Source organism: Acidiphilium sp. 20-67-58, assembly GCF_002255515.1.
Taxonomy (GTDB): domain Bacteria; phylum Pseudomonadota; class Alphaproteobacteria; order Acetobacterales; family Acetobacteraceae; genus Acidiphilium.
In genome coordinates, this window is the sequence record NZ_NCAS01000033.1 from 14,200 (window position 1) to 29,961 (window position 15,762).

Sequence of the window (15,762 nt, forward strand, 5' to 3'; positions counted from 1 at the left end):
CTGACGCTTTTCCAGGAACGACCTGCCGATGCGCTACGTCTCCACCCGCGGTGCGGCCCCGTCCCGCGATTTCGACGGCGTCCTGCTCGCCGGGCTCGCCGAGGATGGCGGGCTGTTCGTCCCCGAGAGCTGGCCGACCTTCTCGCCAGCCGAATGGCGCGCCCTGCGCGGCCTGCCCTATGCCGAGCTGGCCGCCCGCGTCATGGCCCCGTTCATGACCGGCGGCGCCATCGGCTTCGACGATCTGCAAGCCATCACCCGCGCGTCCTATCGCGGCTTCGATCACGCCGCCGTGGTCCCGCTGGTCCAGCTCGAACCCTCGCTCTTCGTGCTCGAACTGTTCCACGGCCCGACCCTCGCCTTCAAGGATCTCGCCCTCCAGGTCGCCGGCCGCCTGTTCGACCATGTCCTCGCCGCCCGCGACGAGCGGGTGACGATCGTCGGCGCCACCTCCGGCGACACCGGCTCCGCCGCGATCGAGGCCTGCCGCGACCGCCTGCGGGTCGATATCGCGATCCTCCACCCCGAGGGCCGCACCTCCGAGGTCCAGCGCCGGCAGATGACCACGGTCAACGCCCGCAACGTCCTCAACATCGCCCTCTCCGGCACGTTCGATGACTGCCAGGACCTGGTCAAGGCGATGTTCGCCGATGCGCCCTTCCGCACCGAGCTGCGCCTGTCGGCGGTCAACTCGATCAACTGGGCCCGCATCGCCGGCCAGATCCCCTATTTCGTCGCCGCGGCCCTCGCCCTCGGCGCGCCGGACCGCCCGGTCGCCGTCGCCGTGCCGACCGGCAATTTCGGCAACATCCTCGCCGCCTGGGCGGCGCGCCAGATGGGCCTGCCGATCGAGCGCTTCATCGTCGGCAGCAATGCGAACGACATTCTCGCCCGCTTCCTCGCCGCCAACGACATGCGCACCGCCGGCGTGGTCGAGACCGTCTCCCCCTCGATGGACATCCAGGTCAGCTCGAATTTCGAGCGCCTCCTGTTCGAGGCGCTGGGCAGGGATGCGCCGGCCACCGCCCGCACCATGACCGATTTCCGCGCCACCGGCTCGATGCAGGTTCCAAGCGAGGTCTGGCAGTCGGTCCGGCGGGACTTCGCCGGCCTCGCCCTCGACGATGCGGCGACCCTTGCCGAAATCGCCCGGATCCGCGCCGAAACCGGCTACATGGCCGACCCGCATACCGCGATCGGCATCGCCGCCGCCCGCGCCGCCGCCCCGGTCGGCGTGCCGGTCATCGCGGCGGCAACCGCGCACCCCGCGAAGTTCCCCGATGCGATGCACCGCGCGATCGGCATCCGCCCGGGGCTGCCAGAGCGGCTGGCCGACCTATATCATCGGGATGAACATTTCGTACGCGCGGCCAACAGCCTCGGCGAGGTCGAGACCCTGGTCCGCCATTTCGCGCACAGGAACGATGCATGAGTGACACAGTGCAGGTGACGAAACTCGATTCCGGCCTGACCATCCTGACCGAACGGATGGACCGGGTGGAGACCGTCTCCTTCGGCGCCTATGCCGGCGTCGGCACCCGCCACGAGACGGCGGCGGAAAACGGCGTCTCGCATTTCCTCGAACACATGGCCTTCAAGGGCACCGAGCGGCGCAGTGCCGCCGCCATCGCCGAGGCGATCGAGGATGTCGGCGGCCACATCAACGCCTACACCTCGCGCGAGCAGACCGCCTATTACGTGAAGCTGCTGAAGGAGGATCTCTCCCTCGGCATCGACATCATCGGCGACATTCTCTGCCATTCCACCTTCGATCCGGCGGAATTCGAGCGCGAGCGCGGCGTCATCCTGCAAGAGATCGGCCAGGCGAACGACACGCCGGACGATATCGTGTTCGACCATTTCCAGCTCGCCGCCTATCCCGACCAGCCGATGGGCTGGCCCACCCTCGGCACCGAGGACATAATCCGCGCCATCGGGCCGGATGCGCTGCGCCGCTACATGAAGGCGCATTACACGCCCGAGAACCTCGTCGTCGCCGCCTCCGGCAATCTCGAACACGCCCGCGTGGTCGATCTCGTGGCGAAGCATTTCGCCGACCTGCCGGCCGCGACCCGCGCCGAGCCGCTGCCGGCCGATTACGCCGGCGGCGAATACCGCGAGCTGCGCGATCTCGACCAGGCGCATCTCGTCCTCGGCTTCCCCGCCGTTGGCTACGCCGATCCCGATTTCCACGCCGCGATGCTGCTCTCCACCCTGCTCGGCGGCGGCATGTCCTCGCGCCTGTTCCAGGAAATCCGCGAGAAGCGCGGCCTCGTCTACTCGATCTACAGCTTCGCCCTGCCGGCGCGCGATGCCGGGCTGTTCGGCATCTATGCCGGCACCGGCGAGGCCGAGGCGGCGGAACTCGTCCCCGTCACCCTCGGTGAGCTGGCCAAGGTCCGCCAGAGCGTCTCCGAGGCCGAACTCCGCCGCGCCCGCGCCCAGGTCAAGGCCGGGCTGCTGATGTCGCTGGAAAGCACGGGCAGCCGCTGCGAGCAGATCGCCCGCCAGTGGCAGATCTTCGGCCGCATCGTCCCGACCGCCGAAACCGTCGCGAAAATCGATGCCGTGACGGTGGACGACATCACCAGCGTCGCCACCCGCATCTTCCGCGCCAAGCCCACGCTTGCCGCGATCGGCCCGGTCGGCCGCGTGCCGCAAATGCCGAAAATCATCGAGAGGCTGGCCGCGTGAACCGGCTCGCCCTGCTCGACGCCCTGCTCGACGCCGCGAAGCGCGCCGGAGCGGATTCCGCCGATGCGCTGATGGGCTCCGGCACCTCGCTCTCCGTCGGCCGCCGCCTCGGCAAGGTCGAGGAGATCGAGCGCTCCGAGAGCGACACGGTCGGCCTGCGCGTGTTTGTGGGAAGCCGCAGCGCCATCGTCTCCTCCGGCGCGATCGACCCCGCAGGCTTCGCCCGCCTCGCCGAACAGGCGGTGGCGATGGCCCGCGTCGTCCCCGAGGATCGGTTCTCCACCATCCCCGACGCGCCGCCCCCGCCCGATTCCGCCCCGCTCGACATGGACGATCCGGCCGAACCCGGCGTCGAGGCGCTGCTCGCCCGCGCCGCCGCGGCCGAAGAGGCCGCCCTCGCGGTCAAGGGCATCACCAATTCCGAGGGTGCGGGCGCCTCCTGGTCGCGCAGCCACGTCGCGCTGGCCACCTCGCGCGGCTTCGCCGGCGCCTATTCCCGCTCCAGTCACGGCATCTCCGTCTCGCCCATCGCCGGCGAAGGGGTGGGGATGCAGCGCGACTATGAATATTCCGCCGCCGTCCACGGCGCCGACCTCGCCGACCCCGCCTCCCTCGGCCGCGCCGCCGCCGAGCGCGCGGTCAGCCGGCTCGACCCGCGCCGCCCGGCCACCGCGAAACTCCCGGTGGTCTATCACCCCCGCGTCGCCGGCTCCCTGCTCGGCCATTTCGCCGGCGCCATCAACGGTGCGTCCATCGCCCGCGGCACCAGCTTCCTCAAGGATGCGATGGGCCAGGCGATCTTCGCCCCCGGCATCTCCATCATCGACGATCCGCTGCGCCGCCGCGGCCTGCGCTCGCGCAGTTTCGACGGCGAGGGCCAGACCGTCTCCCGCCGCGCGCTGATCGAGGATGGCCGGCTCACCACCTGGCTGCTCGATACCCGCAGCGCCGCCCAGCTCGGCCTCGCCACCACCGGCCACGCCGCCCGCGGCACGTCCGGCCCGCCATCCCCGGCGCCGAGCAACCTCTACATGCAGCCCGGCGCGCTTTCGCCCGAGGCGCTGATCGCCGATATCGGCCTCGGCCTCTACGTCATCGAGCTGATCGGCATGGGCGTGAACGGCATCACCGGCGATTATTCGCGCGGCGCCGCCGGCTTCATGATCCGCGACGGCCAGCTCGCCGAGCCGGTCGCCGAACTCACCGTCGCCGGCAATCTGCGCGAGATGTTCCTCCATCTCACCCCGGCGAACGACCTCGAATTCCGCCGCGGCACCGACACGCCGACGCTGCGCATCGAGAGCATGACGATCGCCGGAGCCTGAACCGGCCGGCTAGAGCATCATCCGATCAGATGGAATCATCTGATCGGATGATGCTCGACTTATCAATATGATAGAGCACTACATCCGATCCAATCGGATCGGAAAGTGCTCTAGGCGGCAGGCGCCTGAGGCTCAGCCCTCCGGCGTCAGCCCCTTCAGCGCGGCGGTCATCGCCCCGGCCAGCTCCGTCGGCAGCAGGATCGTCGCCCCCCGGTCCTTGTTCATCTCGTAAACCAGGTTCATCTGCCGGATCTTGAGCGCCATCGGGTTGGCGGCATAAACCTCCCCGGCATGGACGATCTGCTCGGCAATCGCCACTTCCGAACTCGCCAGCGTCACCCGCGCCTGCTTCTCCTTCTCCGCCTGCGCGTTGCGGCTCATCGCGTCGTTCAGCTCGGCCGGGATCCGCACGTCGCGAATCTCGACCGCGATCCCGCCAATCCCCCAATCCTGGGATTTGGCGGCGATCGCGGCGCGGATCTTCGCATCCATCGTCTCGCGATTGCCGAGAATCTCGCCCAGCACCATCCCGCTGATGATCTCCCGCAGCGAGGTCTGCGCCACCTGGCCGATCATCGCGCGATAATCGGTCAGCTCGGTCGCCACCCGCCGCACATCCTCCACCTTCCAGAACAGCACCGAATCCACCGCGACCGAAACGCCATCCAGCGTCAGCGTGTTCTCCGCGCTGATGATCGTGCTCTGCTTGCGGGTATCGACCAGCACATAGACCGTCTCGATGACCGGGATGATAAAAAACACGCCCGGCCCGCGAATGCCGGCGAAGCGGCCGAGCCGCAGCACCACCGCGCGCTCCCATTCGTTCGCTGTCCTGAGCGTCAGCCCGCAGACGATGCCGAGCAGCGCCACGATGGCGCCCGGGGCGGGCAATTGCAGCGGCACGGCGATGAGCACGCCGAGCACGACGAGAATGACGGCGATGGTCGCGGCGGAACGGTTCATCCCGCATCTCCCTGCGCCGCCCCGCCACCGCCCCGCGCGGTGGCCGTCACGCGGCCGAAACTGCTCCGCCGATCATGCGATGCGGGCGAGGGCGGCGTCCAGCCTTGCCATCTCCGCCTCGGCCGCTTCCAGCCGCTCGCGGTTCTCGGCGATCACCTCTTCCGGCGCGCGGCGGACGAAATCCTCGTTGCCGAGCTTGCCGCGCAGCTTGCCGGCCTCGGCCTCGGCCTTGGCCCGCGTCGTCGCCAGCCGCTTGCGCTCGGCGGCGAGGTCGATGATGCCGGCGAGCGGCAGCACCAGCGTCGCCTCGTCGAGAATCGCCTGCGCCGCGCCCTGCGGCATCTCGCCCTCCAGCGGGGCGAGGGTGGCCACCCGGGCGAGCCGGCCGATCTCCTCGCGCCAGCGCGCCGCCCGCGCCAGCGTCTGCGGCGCCGCATCGCGGATCAGCAGGTCGATCCGCGTTGCCGCCGGCACGTTCATCTCGCTGCGCACGGCGCGGATTTCCGAAATCGCGCGGATCGCCCACGACACCTCGTCCCGCGCCGCGGCCGCCTCTGCCACCGGGGCCGGCACCGGCCAGGCGGTGCGGATCAACGAACCCGGCGCGCCATAGCCGAACTCGTCCCATAGCGCCTCGGTGACGAACGGGATCACCGGATGCAGCAGCCGCAGCAGCAGGCCCAGCACATGCGCGGCCACCGCCCGCAACTCGCGCGCGGCCTCGTCATCGCCGGCCAGAGCCGGCTTCGCCAGTTCGAGGAACCAGTCGCAGAAATCGCCCCAGGTGAAGCGGTAGCAGGCCTGCGCATAATCGGCGAGGCGGAACCCCTCCAGCGCCTCGGTCGCCTCCACGATGGCGCGGTTCGCCGCATCGAGGATCCAGCGCGAGAGCGGCAGCGTCGCCGCCTCCGGGCGGAACGCCGCCTCCGGCCGGCAGGCGTTCATCTCGCAGAACCGCGCCGCGTTCCACAGCTTGGTGACGAAGCTGCGATTGGCCTCGACCATGTTCGGCCCGAGCTTGATGTTCCGCCCGGCCCCGCTCTGCGCGATCACCGTATAGCGCAGCGCATCCGCCCCGAACTGGTCGATCAGCGCCAGCGGGTCGATCACGTTGCCCTTGGTCTTGCTCATCTTCTGGCCGCGCTCGTCGCGCACCAGCCCGTTGATCATGACGGTGCGGAACGGCACGTCGCCCATCGCGTACATCCCCATCATGATCATCCGGGCGACCCAGAAGAAGATGATGTCGAACCCGGTGACCAGCACGGCGCCCGGATAGTAGCGGGCAAGCTCCGGCGTCTGCTCCGGCCAGCCGAGGGTGGAGAACGGCCAGAGGGCGGAGGAGAACCAGGTGTCGAGCACGTCCTCGTCCTGCCGCAGCGCGACGCTCGCGCCGAAACGCACCTCGGCCTGTGCCTGCGCCTGCGCCTCGGTCTCGGCGACGAACACGCTCCCATCCGGCGCATACCAGGCCGGAATCCGGTGCCCCCACCAGAGCTGGCGCGAGATGCACCAGGGCTCGATATTGCGCATCCAGGCGAAATACGTGTTCTCCCACGATTTCGGCACGAACTGCACCCGCCCGTCCTCCACCGCCGCGATCGCCGGCCCCGCCAGCGCCTCGGCGTTGCAGAACCATTGCTCGGTCAGCAGCGGCTCGATCACCGCGTTCGAGCGGTCGGCATGCGGCACCGCGTGCACATGCGGCTCGATCTTTTCCAGCGCGCCGATCTCGTCGAGATGTGCTACGATCCGCCGCCGCGCCTCGAACCGGTCCAGCCCGTCGAGACCATCGAGAAACGCCGCATCCGCCGGCGCGCATTCGGCGCGGATCTCGGCGAGGGTGACCCGCGCCTCGCGGTCCAGCACCGAGGGCATCGCCAGCCCATGCCGCTGGCCGACGCCGAAATCGTTGAAATCATGCGCCGGCGTGATCTTGACCGCGCCCGATCCCTTCTCCGGATCTGAATGCTCGTCGGCAACGATCGGCACCCGCCGCCCGGTGATCGGCAGGATCACGGTGCGGCCGACCAGGTCGGCATAGCGCTCGTCGGTCGGGTGCACCGCCACCGCGGTATCGCCGAGCATCGTCTCCGGCCGCGTCGTCGCCACCGTGATGGTCCGCTCCGTGCCCTCGATCGGGTAGCGCAGGTGCCAGAGATTGCCCTTCACCTCCCGCATCTCGACCTCGAGGTCGGAAATCGCCGAGCGGAACACCGGGTCCCAGTTCACCAGCCGCTTGGCGCGGTAGATCAGCCCGTCATTGAACAGCCGGACGAAAATGGTCCGCACCGCTTCCGACAGGCCCTCGTCCATGGTGAAGCGCTCGCGCGACCAGTCCGGCGAGGCGCCGAGCCGGCGCAGCTGGCGGGTGATGGTGCCGCCCTGCTCGGACTTCCAGCTCCACACCCGGTCGAGGAACGCCGCGCGGCCGATCTCCTGGCGCGATGTGCCCTCGCGCTGGAGTTCGCGCTCCACCATCAGCTGGGTGGCGATGCCGGCATGGTCGGTGCCCGGCTGCCACAGCGCGTCCCGCCCGCTCATCCGGTGATGCCGGATCAGCACGTCCTGCAGCGTCATCGTCAGCGCATGGCCGACATGCAGGCTCCCCGTCACGTTGGGCGGCGGGATCATGATGGTGAAGGGTGCGGCCGCGCGCGTGGGATCGGCGGCGAAGGCACCGGCGTTTTCCCAGATTTCGTAAAGCCGCGTCTCGAACGCGGCGGGGTCGAAAGTCTTGTCCAGCATGACGCCCTTATGCGCGAAACCGGGCAGGGACGAAAGCCCGCCCGGCGCCGCTTACGGGCCGTCCTCGCCGATCAGCCGTTCGATTTCCGACCGCACGATCCGCTCGACCACGTTGGGCAGATGCTCGTCGAGCCAGGCCTTGAGCATCGGCCGCAATTCCGCCCGCACCAGGTCCTCGACGGTGATGTCGCCGCGCCCGAGCGACAGCCCGCGCTCCGGTGCGACCGTGCGGCGCAGCGTGCCGATATGCTCGGCGGCGCGCTGTGCCGCGGCAGGGCTGACCAGCCGCTCGGGATCGCGCAGCGCGACCGCTTCGGTATCGATCGTCTGCTCCGTCGCCATGCCCGGCGGTGTGGCGCGCGACAGCGTCGCCCCCGCCGCCATGGCGCCGCCTTGTTGAAGCTCGCCCTCGGGCTTCGGCGCGATGCGCCCTTCCGCGACCATCATCGTCGGGTCGAGGTCGAGCACCGGCTTCGCCGCGGCGTGTGCGGCGCCGCCGGCCTGCGCCGTCTCCGCCGCCGGCATGGCGACGGGGTCATCGTCCTTGAGAATGCGGCGGATGGAGGAAAGGATTTCGTCCATCGAGGGTTCGGCCGCGGGATCCGGTGGCGTTCCGCTCATGGGTTGGTGCCCCCTGGCTTGATGTGCAGTTCGCTGGGCCCGCTCGGCGTCGTTTTGGGCCGGGCGAGGAGGGTGCCGTCCGGCGTGATGCCGGCATTGCGGAAGGCTTCGTTGCCGTTGCCGAACAGCGCGCCCTTCACGGTGTCATAATATTTGAGATCGTCATATTGCGTGACCGGCAGAGCGAGGTCGCTCGCGGTCAGCCGGCCGACCGCCGCGGCGATGGCGTAGGATTCGTTCACCTCGGTGGCGATGTTCTGGATCTGCGTGGTCTGCGCGTTGAACAGCAGCTGCTGCGCGTTCAGCACGTCGAGCGTGTCGCGCGTGCCGACGATCTCCTGCCGCTCGGTGCCGTCGAGCGCGATGGCGTCGGCCCTGATCTGCGCCCGGCTGCTGACGATCGCCGCCCGCGCCGCCTGCAACCCCTCGAAGGCCTGGGTCGCCTGCTGCACGGCGGCGCGCTGCGCGTCGATCACCCCGGCATAGGCGTATTGAACATTGTCCCGCGCCTGGCGGATCGCGGCATATTCCTTGCCGCCCTGGTAGAGCGGGATGGTGAGATTGGCGAGGATCTGCCCGCCGGTGGCGCGCGAATGCGGCCCGCCGGGGTTGGACTGGTCGAAGGCCGAGGCCGAGAGCGAGAGCTGCGGCCCGAGCCCGGCCACCGCCGCATCCACCCCGTCCTTTTTCGACGCCATGGTGAACAGCGCCGCGACCACCGCCGGGTTGTTGGCCAGCGCCGCGCGCGCCAGCGCCGCCTTGCCCTGGTGCCCGAGGGCGAGCGGCTGCGGCGGCACCAGCGTCTTCGCCGGATAGGCGCCGACCAGCTGGCGGAAATTCTCCTCGGCGATGTGCAGGTTGCCCTTCGCCACCGCGATCTGCTCCTGCGCCCCCGCCAGCGAGGCCTCGGCCTGCGCCACCGAGGTCTCGGTGATCTCGCCAACCTTGAACTGGTCCTTCACCGCGCGGAGCTGCTGCGCCAGCACACCCTCGTTGCTGCGGTCGAGGTCGAGCAGGTGCCGGTCGGTAATCACGGTGACATAGGCGGTCACCACCTTGCCGAACACGTCCTGCTCGGTCGCGAGCAGCTGCGCCCGCGCGGCATAGACGTCGTTCTTCGCCTGGTGAACCTTGGCGATCGTCAGCCCGCCATCGAAGATCGACTGGTTGACGGTGATCTGCCCGCTGGCCTCGTTGCGCGCCGCGGTCAGGCTGTTGCGCGTCAGGACTGGCGCGCCGGTGATGCTGGTGGCGTAGAACGCCGATTCCGAGGTCTCGTCCACCCGCCCGGCCGAGCCCTGGATGGTGATCGTCGGCCGCCAGCCGGCCAGCGCCGCCGGCACGTTCTCGTCGGTCGCGCGCAGCGTCGCGCGCTGCTGCTGCAGGGTCGGGTTATTGGAATAGGCTTCCGCCAGTGCGGCGGTCAGCGTCGACGGGCGATCGCCGCCCGCCGCCCGCGCCACCGGCGCGCCGAGCAACGCCACCACCGGCGCGCCGAGCAACGCCACCGCCGGCAGTGCTGCCGAAAGCGCCGCCGCAATCCGCCGGACTCCCGGCCTCGCCCGTTCTGCTCGCAAAAGTGCTGTCTCCTTAAATGCGGACATCAAATCCATCATGATATCAAAAACTGAATGCTGTCTTACGTTCAAACGCGGCAAGCGCTGGCATGTTGCAATCCGCCATGGCGCGATGGGCAAACCGCCCGCCGACCGCCTCGGCCACCACGATCCGGCCGATCCCGCCTTCGCGCAGCACGCACACCAGCCGACCGCCCGGTGCGAGCTGTGCGGCGAATCCCTCCGGCAGCGCGTCCACCATGCCCTCGATCACGATCACGTCGAACGGCGCCGCCGCCGGCGCTCCCGCCGCGAGCGCGCCGCCGACCAGCCGCACCTCCGGCGCCTCGGCGGCCAGCGCCGCCGCCGCCGCCGCGCGCAGGCCGGCATCTTCCTCCAGCGCCGTCACCACCGCGCCGCATGACGCCAGCAAGGCGGCGCAATATCCGGTGTTCGCCCCCACCACCAGCACCCGCGCGCCCGGTGCCGCCGCGGCGAAATAGGCCAGCCGCGCCACGCTCAGCGGCGCCGGCATGAACCGCCCGCCGCCGAGCGGCAGGTCGGCATCGGCATAGGCGCGATTCGCCTGCGCCGCCGGGCAGAATCGTTCGCGCCGGATCGTGCGCATGGCGATGATGATCCGGTCGTCCGCGATGTTGTTGGGCCGGATCTGGCCGTCCACCATCATCGTGCGGGCGGCGCGGAAATATCCTTCTTTGTCCGACATCGGAGATCCTCTACGCTGGAGCCGCCCCTCTATAGGACGCGCCGGCCGATCCGGCAAAGTCATCGATCCCCCGGGGCTTGACCGCGGCCAGTCCCCGCCCGATAAGCCGGGGTAAGCCGCGCCGGTCCGGTGGCAGAGTGGCTATGCAGAGGACTGCAAATCCTTGAATGTGGGTTCGATTCCCGCCCGGACCTCCAGCAGCGTTTTACTCTGCGCTGCCTGAAAATTCGCGCGTTGTCCCAAGCTACCTCCCAAGCTACCAGAAAGACCAGCGCGCTATCTCTTGCGATCCCGCGCCAATACGCCGCCGCCCTGATTGCCCGCGGCGCCGCTTGCTCCTAGTCTGCCCGTAACAGCCGGCCAACGGAAACAAGGGGAGCGAAAAAATGTCCAGCGAATACCAGGCGCGCTATGATCAATGGCACAACGCCCCGGAGGAATATTGGGCCGAGGCCGCCCGCCGGATCGACTGGATCACCCCCTATGAAAAAGTGTTCGACCCCACCCAGGGTCCGTTCGGGCGCTGGTTTCCCGGCGCCACGCTGAACACCGCCGCCAACTGCCTCGACCGTCACATCGCCGCCGGCGCCGGCGAGCGCATCGCCCTGATCTGGGACAGCGCGATGGAAGGCCGCATCGCCCGCTACACCTATCGCGCCCTGCGCGACCGGGTGGCGAAGCTCGCCGGCGCGCTCGCCGCCCGCGGTGTCGCGAAGGGCGACCGCGTGGTGATCTACATGCCGATGGTCCCCGAAGCGGCGATCGCGATGCTCGCCTGTGCCCGGCTCGGCGCCATCCATTCCGTCGTCTTCGGCGGGTTCGCCGCCCCCGAGCTGGCCAGCCGCATCGATTCCGCCGAGCCGAAACTGGTCATCGCCGCCTCCTGCGGCCTCGAACCCGGCCGCATCGTGCCCTACAAGCCGATCCTCGACGCTGCTCTCGATCGCGCCGCCCACAAGCCGCGCGCCTGCCTGATCTTCCAGCGCGAGGCCCTGCGCGCCGATCTCGTCCCCGGCCGCGACGAGGATTATCTCGACGCCGAGGCCGCCGCCGCCCCGCACGATCCCGTCCCCGTCGCCGCGACCGACCCGCTCTACGTGCTCTACACCTCCGGCACCACCGGCCGGCCCAAGGGCATCGTCCGCGACAATGGCGGCCACGCCGTCGCCCTCGCCGCCACCATCCCGATGATGTACGACGTCCATCCCGGCCCCGGCAGCGCGAGCGAGGTGATGTGGACCGCCTCCGATGTCGGCTGGGTCGTCGGCCACACCTATATCGTGTATGCCCCGCTGCTCGCCGGCGTCACCACCGTGATGTACGAGGGCAAGCCCGTCGGCACGCCGGATGCCGGCGCCTTCTGGCGCGTCTGCGCCGAGCACGGGGTGAAAACCCTGTTCACCGCCCCCACCGCCCTGCGCGCGATCAAGCAGCAGGATCCCGAGGGCGCGCTCACCCGCCAGCATGATCTCTCGAAACTCGAAGCCCTGTTCCTCGCCGGCGAACGCTGCGACCCGCCGACCGCCGAATGGATCGCCGCCCTGCTCGGCAAGCCGGTGATCGACAATTGGTGGCAGACCGAAACCGGCTGGCCGATCTCCGCCCGCTTCCGCGGCCTCGGCCTCACCGCGTTCAAGCCCGGCTCCGGCGGCCGCCCCTGTCCGGGCTACGATGTCCAGGCCCTCAACCCCGAGGGCGGGCTGATGCCCCAGGGCGAGGTCGGCGCCCTCGCCATCCGCCTGCCGCTGCCCCCCGGCTGCGCCCCCACCCTCTGGCAGGACGACGAGGGCTACCGCCGCGCCTATCTCGAAACCTTCCCCGGCTGGTATCGCACCGGCGATGCCGGCATGGTCGATGCGGATGGCGATATCTGGGTGATGGGCCGCACCGACGACATCATCAACGTCGCCGGCCACCGCCTGTCGACCGGCGCGATGGAAGAGGTCCTCGCCGCCCACCAGGACGTCGCCGAATGCGCGGTGATCGGCCGGCAGGACGCGGTGAAGGGCGAGGTGCCGCTCGGCCTCGTCGTGCTGAAATCCGGCGTCGCCCGGCCGGATGCCGAGATCGCCGCCGAACTCGTCGCCCTGGTGCGCGAGCGCATCGGCCCGGTCGCCGCGTTCAAGGACGCGCTGGTGGTCCAGCGCCTGCCCAAGACCCGCTCCGGCAAGATCCTCCGCGCGACGATGAAGCAGATGGCGAACGGCGCCAAACCCGTCATCCCGCCCACGATCGAGGACGCCGCCGTGCTCGATCAGATCGCCCCGCTGCTCTCGCCCTGATCTTTGCCCCGGCCCGCCGCCGGGATCAGACTCTGCCCCGGCCCGCCGCCGGTTCAGAACCTGTCCTTGGCGGCGCGCAGCCGGGCGAATTCCTCGGCCGAGGCGGCGCGGAGGAAGGGATTGGCCGCCAGCTCGTCGGCGAGCCGCACCGGCAGCGTCGGCGCGCCCGCCGCGCGCAGAAGCTCCACCTCCGCCGCCCGCGCCGCCACGGCCGCGTTGTCAGGATCGACATGGCGGGCAAACCGCGCGTTCGACAGCGTATATTCATGCCCGCACAGCATCAGCATCTCGGGGTCGAGTGCCGCCAGCGCCTGCAAGCTGGCATGGAACTGCGCCGGCGTGCCCTCGAACATCCGCCCGCAGCCGAGGCTGAACAGCGTATCGCCGCAGGCGCAAGCCGCATCGCCGAACACATAGGCGACATGCCCGACCGTATGCCCCGGTGTCGCGATCATCCTGACCGCAGCCCCGCCGAGATCGATCGTCTCCCCCGGCGCCAGCGCCGCATCCAGCTTCGGCAGCCGCGCCGCATCCGCCGCATTGCCGGCGATACGCGCGCCGAACCGCGCCGCGAGTTCCACCGCCCCGGCGATATGATCGTCGTGATGATGCGTCAGCAGTACCCAGTCCAGCCGCCCGCCCGCCGCCTCGACGGAAGCGATCGCCGCCGCCGCATCCGCCGGATCGACGAAGGCGCTCGCCCCGCCATGCGCCACCGCCCAGGCATAATTGTCGGCCAGCATCGGCACCCGCGTGATCGTGAAGCCGCGATGGGAAATCGTCATGATCCGTCCTTCTCTCATGCTATACGGGAGGAATGCGTCTCGATGCGCCCTCGATCGCCGATTTCTACGCCACGCCGCGCGGCGCCGCCACCGCCCGGCTGATCCGCGCCCGGCTGCGCGCATTCTGGCCGGAGGCGCGCGGCCTCGAGGTTCTCGGCCTCGGCTATCCCGGCCCCTATCTGCGGCTCTGGCGCGACCGGGCGACGCGCTGCATCGCCGCGGTGCCGGCGCAGATCGGCGCCGCCCCCTGGCCCGTCTCCCGCCCCGGCCTCAGCGTGCTGGTCGAGGACGATGCCCTGCCGCTCGCCGATGTCAGCATCGACCGGCTGCTGCTGATCCATGGTCTCGAACACGCCGAAACCGCCCGCCGCCTGCTGCGCGAGGCGTGGCGGGTGCTGCGCCCGGCGGGGCGGATGATCGTGGTGGTGCCCAACCGCGCCTCGTCCTGGGCCTATCTCGACCGCACGCCCTTCGGCCACGGCCAGCCCTATTCGCCCGCGCAACTCGGTCGGATGCTCGCCGAGTCGCTGTTCCGGGTCGAGCGGCGCGACGCCGCCCTGTTCCTCCCCCCGCTCGGCGGCCGCGCCGTCCTCCGCGCCGCCCCGCTGGTCGAGCGTGTCGGGCGGCGCATCGCCGCCCAGGCCGGCGGCGTCGTCATCACCGAGGCGACGAAGGACGTCGCCGGCGTCATCCCGCTGCGCGCCGGCCGCCGCCGCCTCGTCCTCGCCGAGCGCTGAGGGGGCGTCAGCCCTTGGCGTGCAGCTTCCGGTGATGCGCCATGTGGTGCTCGGCATAGGCCCGGAACATGGAATCGACCGTCTTCTGCTGGCTCGCGTCGAGCTTGCCGTAGAGCGTCTGGAACGCGGCGGTCAGCTTGTTCATGTTGTCCGCCTGCTTCGCCTGGATCGCGGCGAAGGATTCCATGTTCTGCACCGCGTTCATCGTCGCGAGATGCGCGGCCCGGCTCTGGTAGAGCGTCGCGATCGCGGTCGCGTTGTCGCGCGAGACCTGGGCGAAACCGTGCCAGGCATGCTGCTCGGAAGCGGTGATCCGCAGCTTCGCCTTCAGCGCCGCGAGCCGGTGATCGACATGGACGAGCATGCGCGAATGCGGGGCAGGGGCCGTTGTGGTCGTGGTCGTGGTCTTGCTCGTGGTCTTGCTTTCGGGGGTCGCCGCCCTCGCATGCGGCAGGGCGATTGCGGCGATCGAGGCGCCGGCCATGGTCGCGGCCAGCAAGGCGGCGGGGGCGTGGGTGCGAAGGCTGCGGACGGCGCGGATCGGCTTCATGTCGGAACTCCGGTTGGTTGAACCATCCCGCTCTAGCCTGCGTTTCATGACGCGATGCTGGCGCCGCCGTGTCGGAATCATGGCCTACGGCGATTTCATCCGCGGTTTTGCCCTGCGTCACCCCCCTTGTTCTTTGCCCCGTTCGGGACGATGTTGTCCCGGAGAGGACCGCACAGGTCCGGTTTGACGACGGAGACCACCAATGTTCATCGAAACCGATGTTACCCCCAACCCCGCCACGCTGAAATTCCTCCCCGGCCGCGAGGTGCTCGGCCAGGGCTCGGCCGATTTCGACACCGCCGATGCCGCGGCGTCGAGCCCGCTGGCCGCGTCGCTGTTCGCGCTGCCCGGCGTGGTCCGCGTCTTTCTCGGCGCCGATTTCATCTCCGTCACCGGCGACGATCCGGGCGCGTGGCCCTCGCTCAAGCCGCAGGTGCTCGGCGCGATCATGGAGCATTTCCTCTCCGGCCGCCCGGTGATGGACAGCGCGCAGGAAGACGCGGCGGAGGATGTCGATCCGGCCGACCGCGAGATCGCCGACCAGATCAAGGAACTGCTCGACATGCGGGTCCGCCCCGCGGTCGCCGGCGATGGCGGCGACATCGTCTTCCGCGGCTTCCGCGACGGTGTGGTGTCGCTGCACATGCAGGGCGCCTGCTCCGGCTGCCCCTCCTCGACGGCGACCCTCAAGATGGGTATCGAGAACCTGCTCAGACATTACGTCCCCGAAGTGAAATCGGTGCAGCAGGTAATGGCCTGAGCCAGCTGGCCTGA

At 69.8% G+C, this 15,762-nt stretch carries 13 protein-coding genes and 1 tRNA gene; 7 read left to right on the forward strand and 7 right to left on the reverse strand.

The features are described from left to right. Positions 1-28 precede the first annotated feature (28 nt). Genes thrC through B7Z76_RS12610 form a run of 3 tightly spaced genes read left to right on the forward strand, consistent with a single transcriptional unit; the run spans position 29 to position 4,019 of the window. A complete protein-coding gene (gene thrC, locus B7Z76_RS12600) occupies positions 29-1,432 on the forward strand; it encodes a threonine synthase (protein WP_291344291.1) in 1,404 nt (467 codons plus the stop codon). Next, a complete protein-coding gene (locus tag B7Z76_RS12605; RefSeq protein WP_291344293.1) occupies positions 1,429-2,694 on the forward strand; it encodes a pitrilysin family protein in 1,266 nt (421 codons plus the stop codon). The genes thrC and B7Z76_RS12605 overlap by 4 nt, the downstream gene beginning before the upstream one ends. Beyond that, positions 2,691-4,019, forward strand: coding sequence for a TldD/PmbA family protein (locus B7Z76_RS12610; protein ID WP_291344295.1), 1,329 nt, complete (start codon positions 2,691-2,693; stop codon positions 4,017-4,019). The genes B7Z76_RS12605 and B7Z76_RS12610 overlap by 4 nt, the downstream gene beginning before the upstream one ends. 132 nt (positions 4,020-4,151) lie before the next feature. Here the strand turns inward: B7Z76_RS12610 and B7Z76_RS12615 are convergent, their stop codons facing one another. The 5 genes from B7Z76_RS12615 to B7Z76_RS12635 all read right to left on the reverse strand — a co-directional run bounded on the left by B7Z76_RS12615 (position 4,152) and on the right by B7Z76_RS12635 (position 10,634). Then, complete coding sequence (locus B7Z76_RS12615; RefSeq protein ID WP_291344297.1) at positions 4,152-4,982, reverse strand: SPFH domain-containing protein; 831 nt, start codon at positions 4,980-4,982, stop codon at positions 4,152-4,154. 72 nt (positions 4,983-5,054) lie between these two features. Next, entirely contained in the window at positions 5,055-7,730 is a 2,676-nt protein-coding gene (locus tag B7Z76_RS12620; RefSeq protein WP_291344299.1) for a valine--tRNA ligase, read from the reverse strand. A 51-nt stretch (positions 7,731-7,781) separates the two neighbouring features. After that, positions 7,782-8,351 (reverse strand): DUF2497 domain-containing protein, encoded by a 570-nt coding sequence (locus B7Z76_RS12625; protein ID WP_291344300.1) that lies wholly within the window; start codon positions 8,349-8,351, stop codon positions 7,782-7,784. Beyond that, positions 8,348-9,955, reverse strand: coding sequence for a TolC family outer membrane protein (locus tag B7Z76_RS12630; protein WP_291344302.1), 1,608 nt, complete (start codon positions 9,953-9,955; stop codon positions 8,348-8,350). Before B7Z76_RS12630 ends, B7Z76_RS12625 begins: the two co-directional genes overlap by 4 nt. A 16-nt stretch (positions 9,956-9,971) precedes the next feature. After that, a complete protein-coding gene (locus tag B7Z76_RS12635) occupies positions 9,972-10,634 on the reverse strand; it encodes a protein-L-isoaspartate O-methyltransferase (protein WP_174504224.1) in 663 nt (220 codons plus the stop codon). A 123-nt stretch (positions 10,635-10,757) separates the two neighbouring features. Here B7Z76_RS12635 and B7Z76_RS12640 point away from each other — a divergent pair. Then, positions 10,758-10,831: transfer RNA gene (locus B7Z76_RS12640), tRNA-Cys, on the forward strand. A 189-nt stretch (positions 10,832-11,020) separates the two neighbouring features. Further along, positions 11,021-12,916 (forward strand): AMP-binding protein, encoded by a 1,896-nt coding sequence (locus B7Z76_RS12645; protein WP_174504225.1) that lies wholly within the window; start codon positions 11,021-11,023, stop codon positions 12,914-12,916. 53 nt (positions 12,917-12,969) lie between these two features. Here B7Z76_RS12645 and gloB read toward each other — a convergent pair whose 3' ends face one another. Next, positions 12,970-13,701, reverse strand: coding sequence for a hydroxyacylglutathione hydrolase (gene gloB, locus B7Z76_RS12650; RefSeq protein WP_174504226.1), 732 nt, complete (start codon positions 13,699-13,701; stop codon positions 12,970-12,972). Between the two features lie 32 nt (positions 13,702-13,733). On the opposite strand from gloB, the gene B7Z76_RS12655 reads away from it, so the two are divergent. Then, positions 13,734-14,438 (forward strand): methyltransferase domain-containing protein, encoded by a 705-nt coding sequence (locus B7Z76_RS12655; RefSeq protein ID WP_291344305.1) that lies wholly within the window; start codon positions 13,734-13,736, stop codon positions 14,436-14,438. A gap of 7 nt (positions 14,439-14,445) precedes the next feature. Here the strand turns inward: B7Z76_RS12655 and B7Z76_RS12660 are convergent, their stop codons facing one another. Continuing rightward, positions 14,446-14,988, reverse strand: coding sequence for a Spy/CpxP family protein refolding chaperone (locus B7Z76_RS12660; protein ID WP_174504228.1), 543 nt, complete (start codon positions 14,986-14,988; stop codon positions 14,446-14,448). Between the two features lie 202 nt (positions 14,989-15,190). Between B7Z76_RS12660 and B7Z76_RS12665 the strand changes: the two genes are divergently transcribed. Beyond that, positions 15,191-15,748: a NifU family protein gene (locus B7Z76_RS12665; RefSeq protein ID WP_174504229.1), complete on the forward strand. Its 558-nt coding sequence runs from the start codon at positions 15,191-15,193 to the stop codon at positions 15,746-15,748. Positions 15,749-15,762 lie beyond the last annotated feature (14 nt).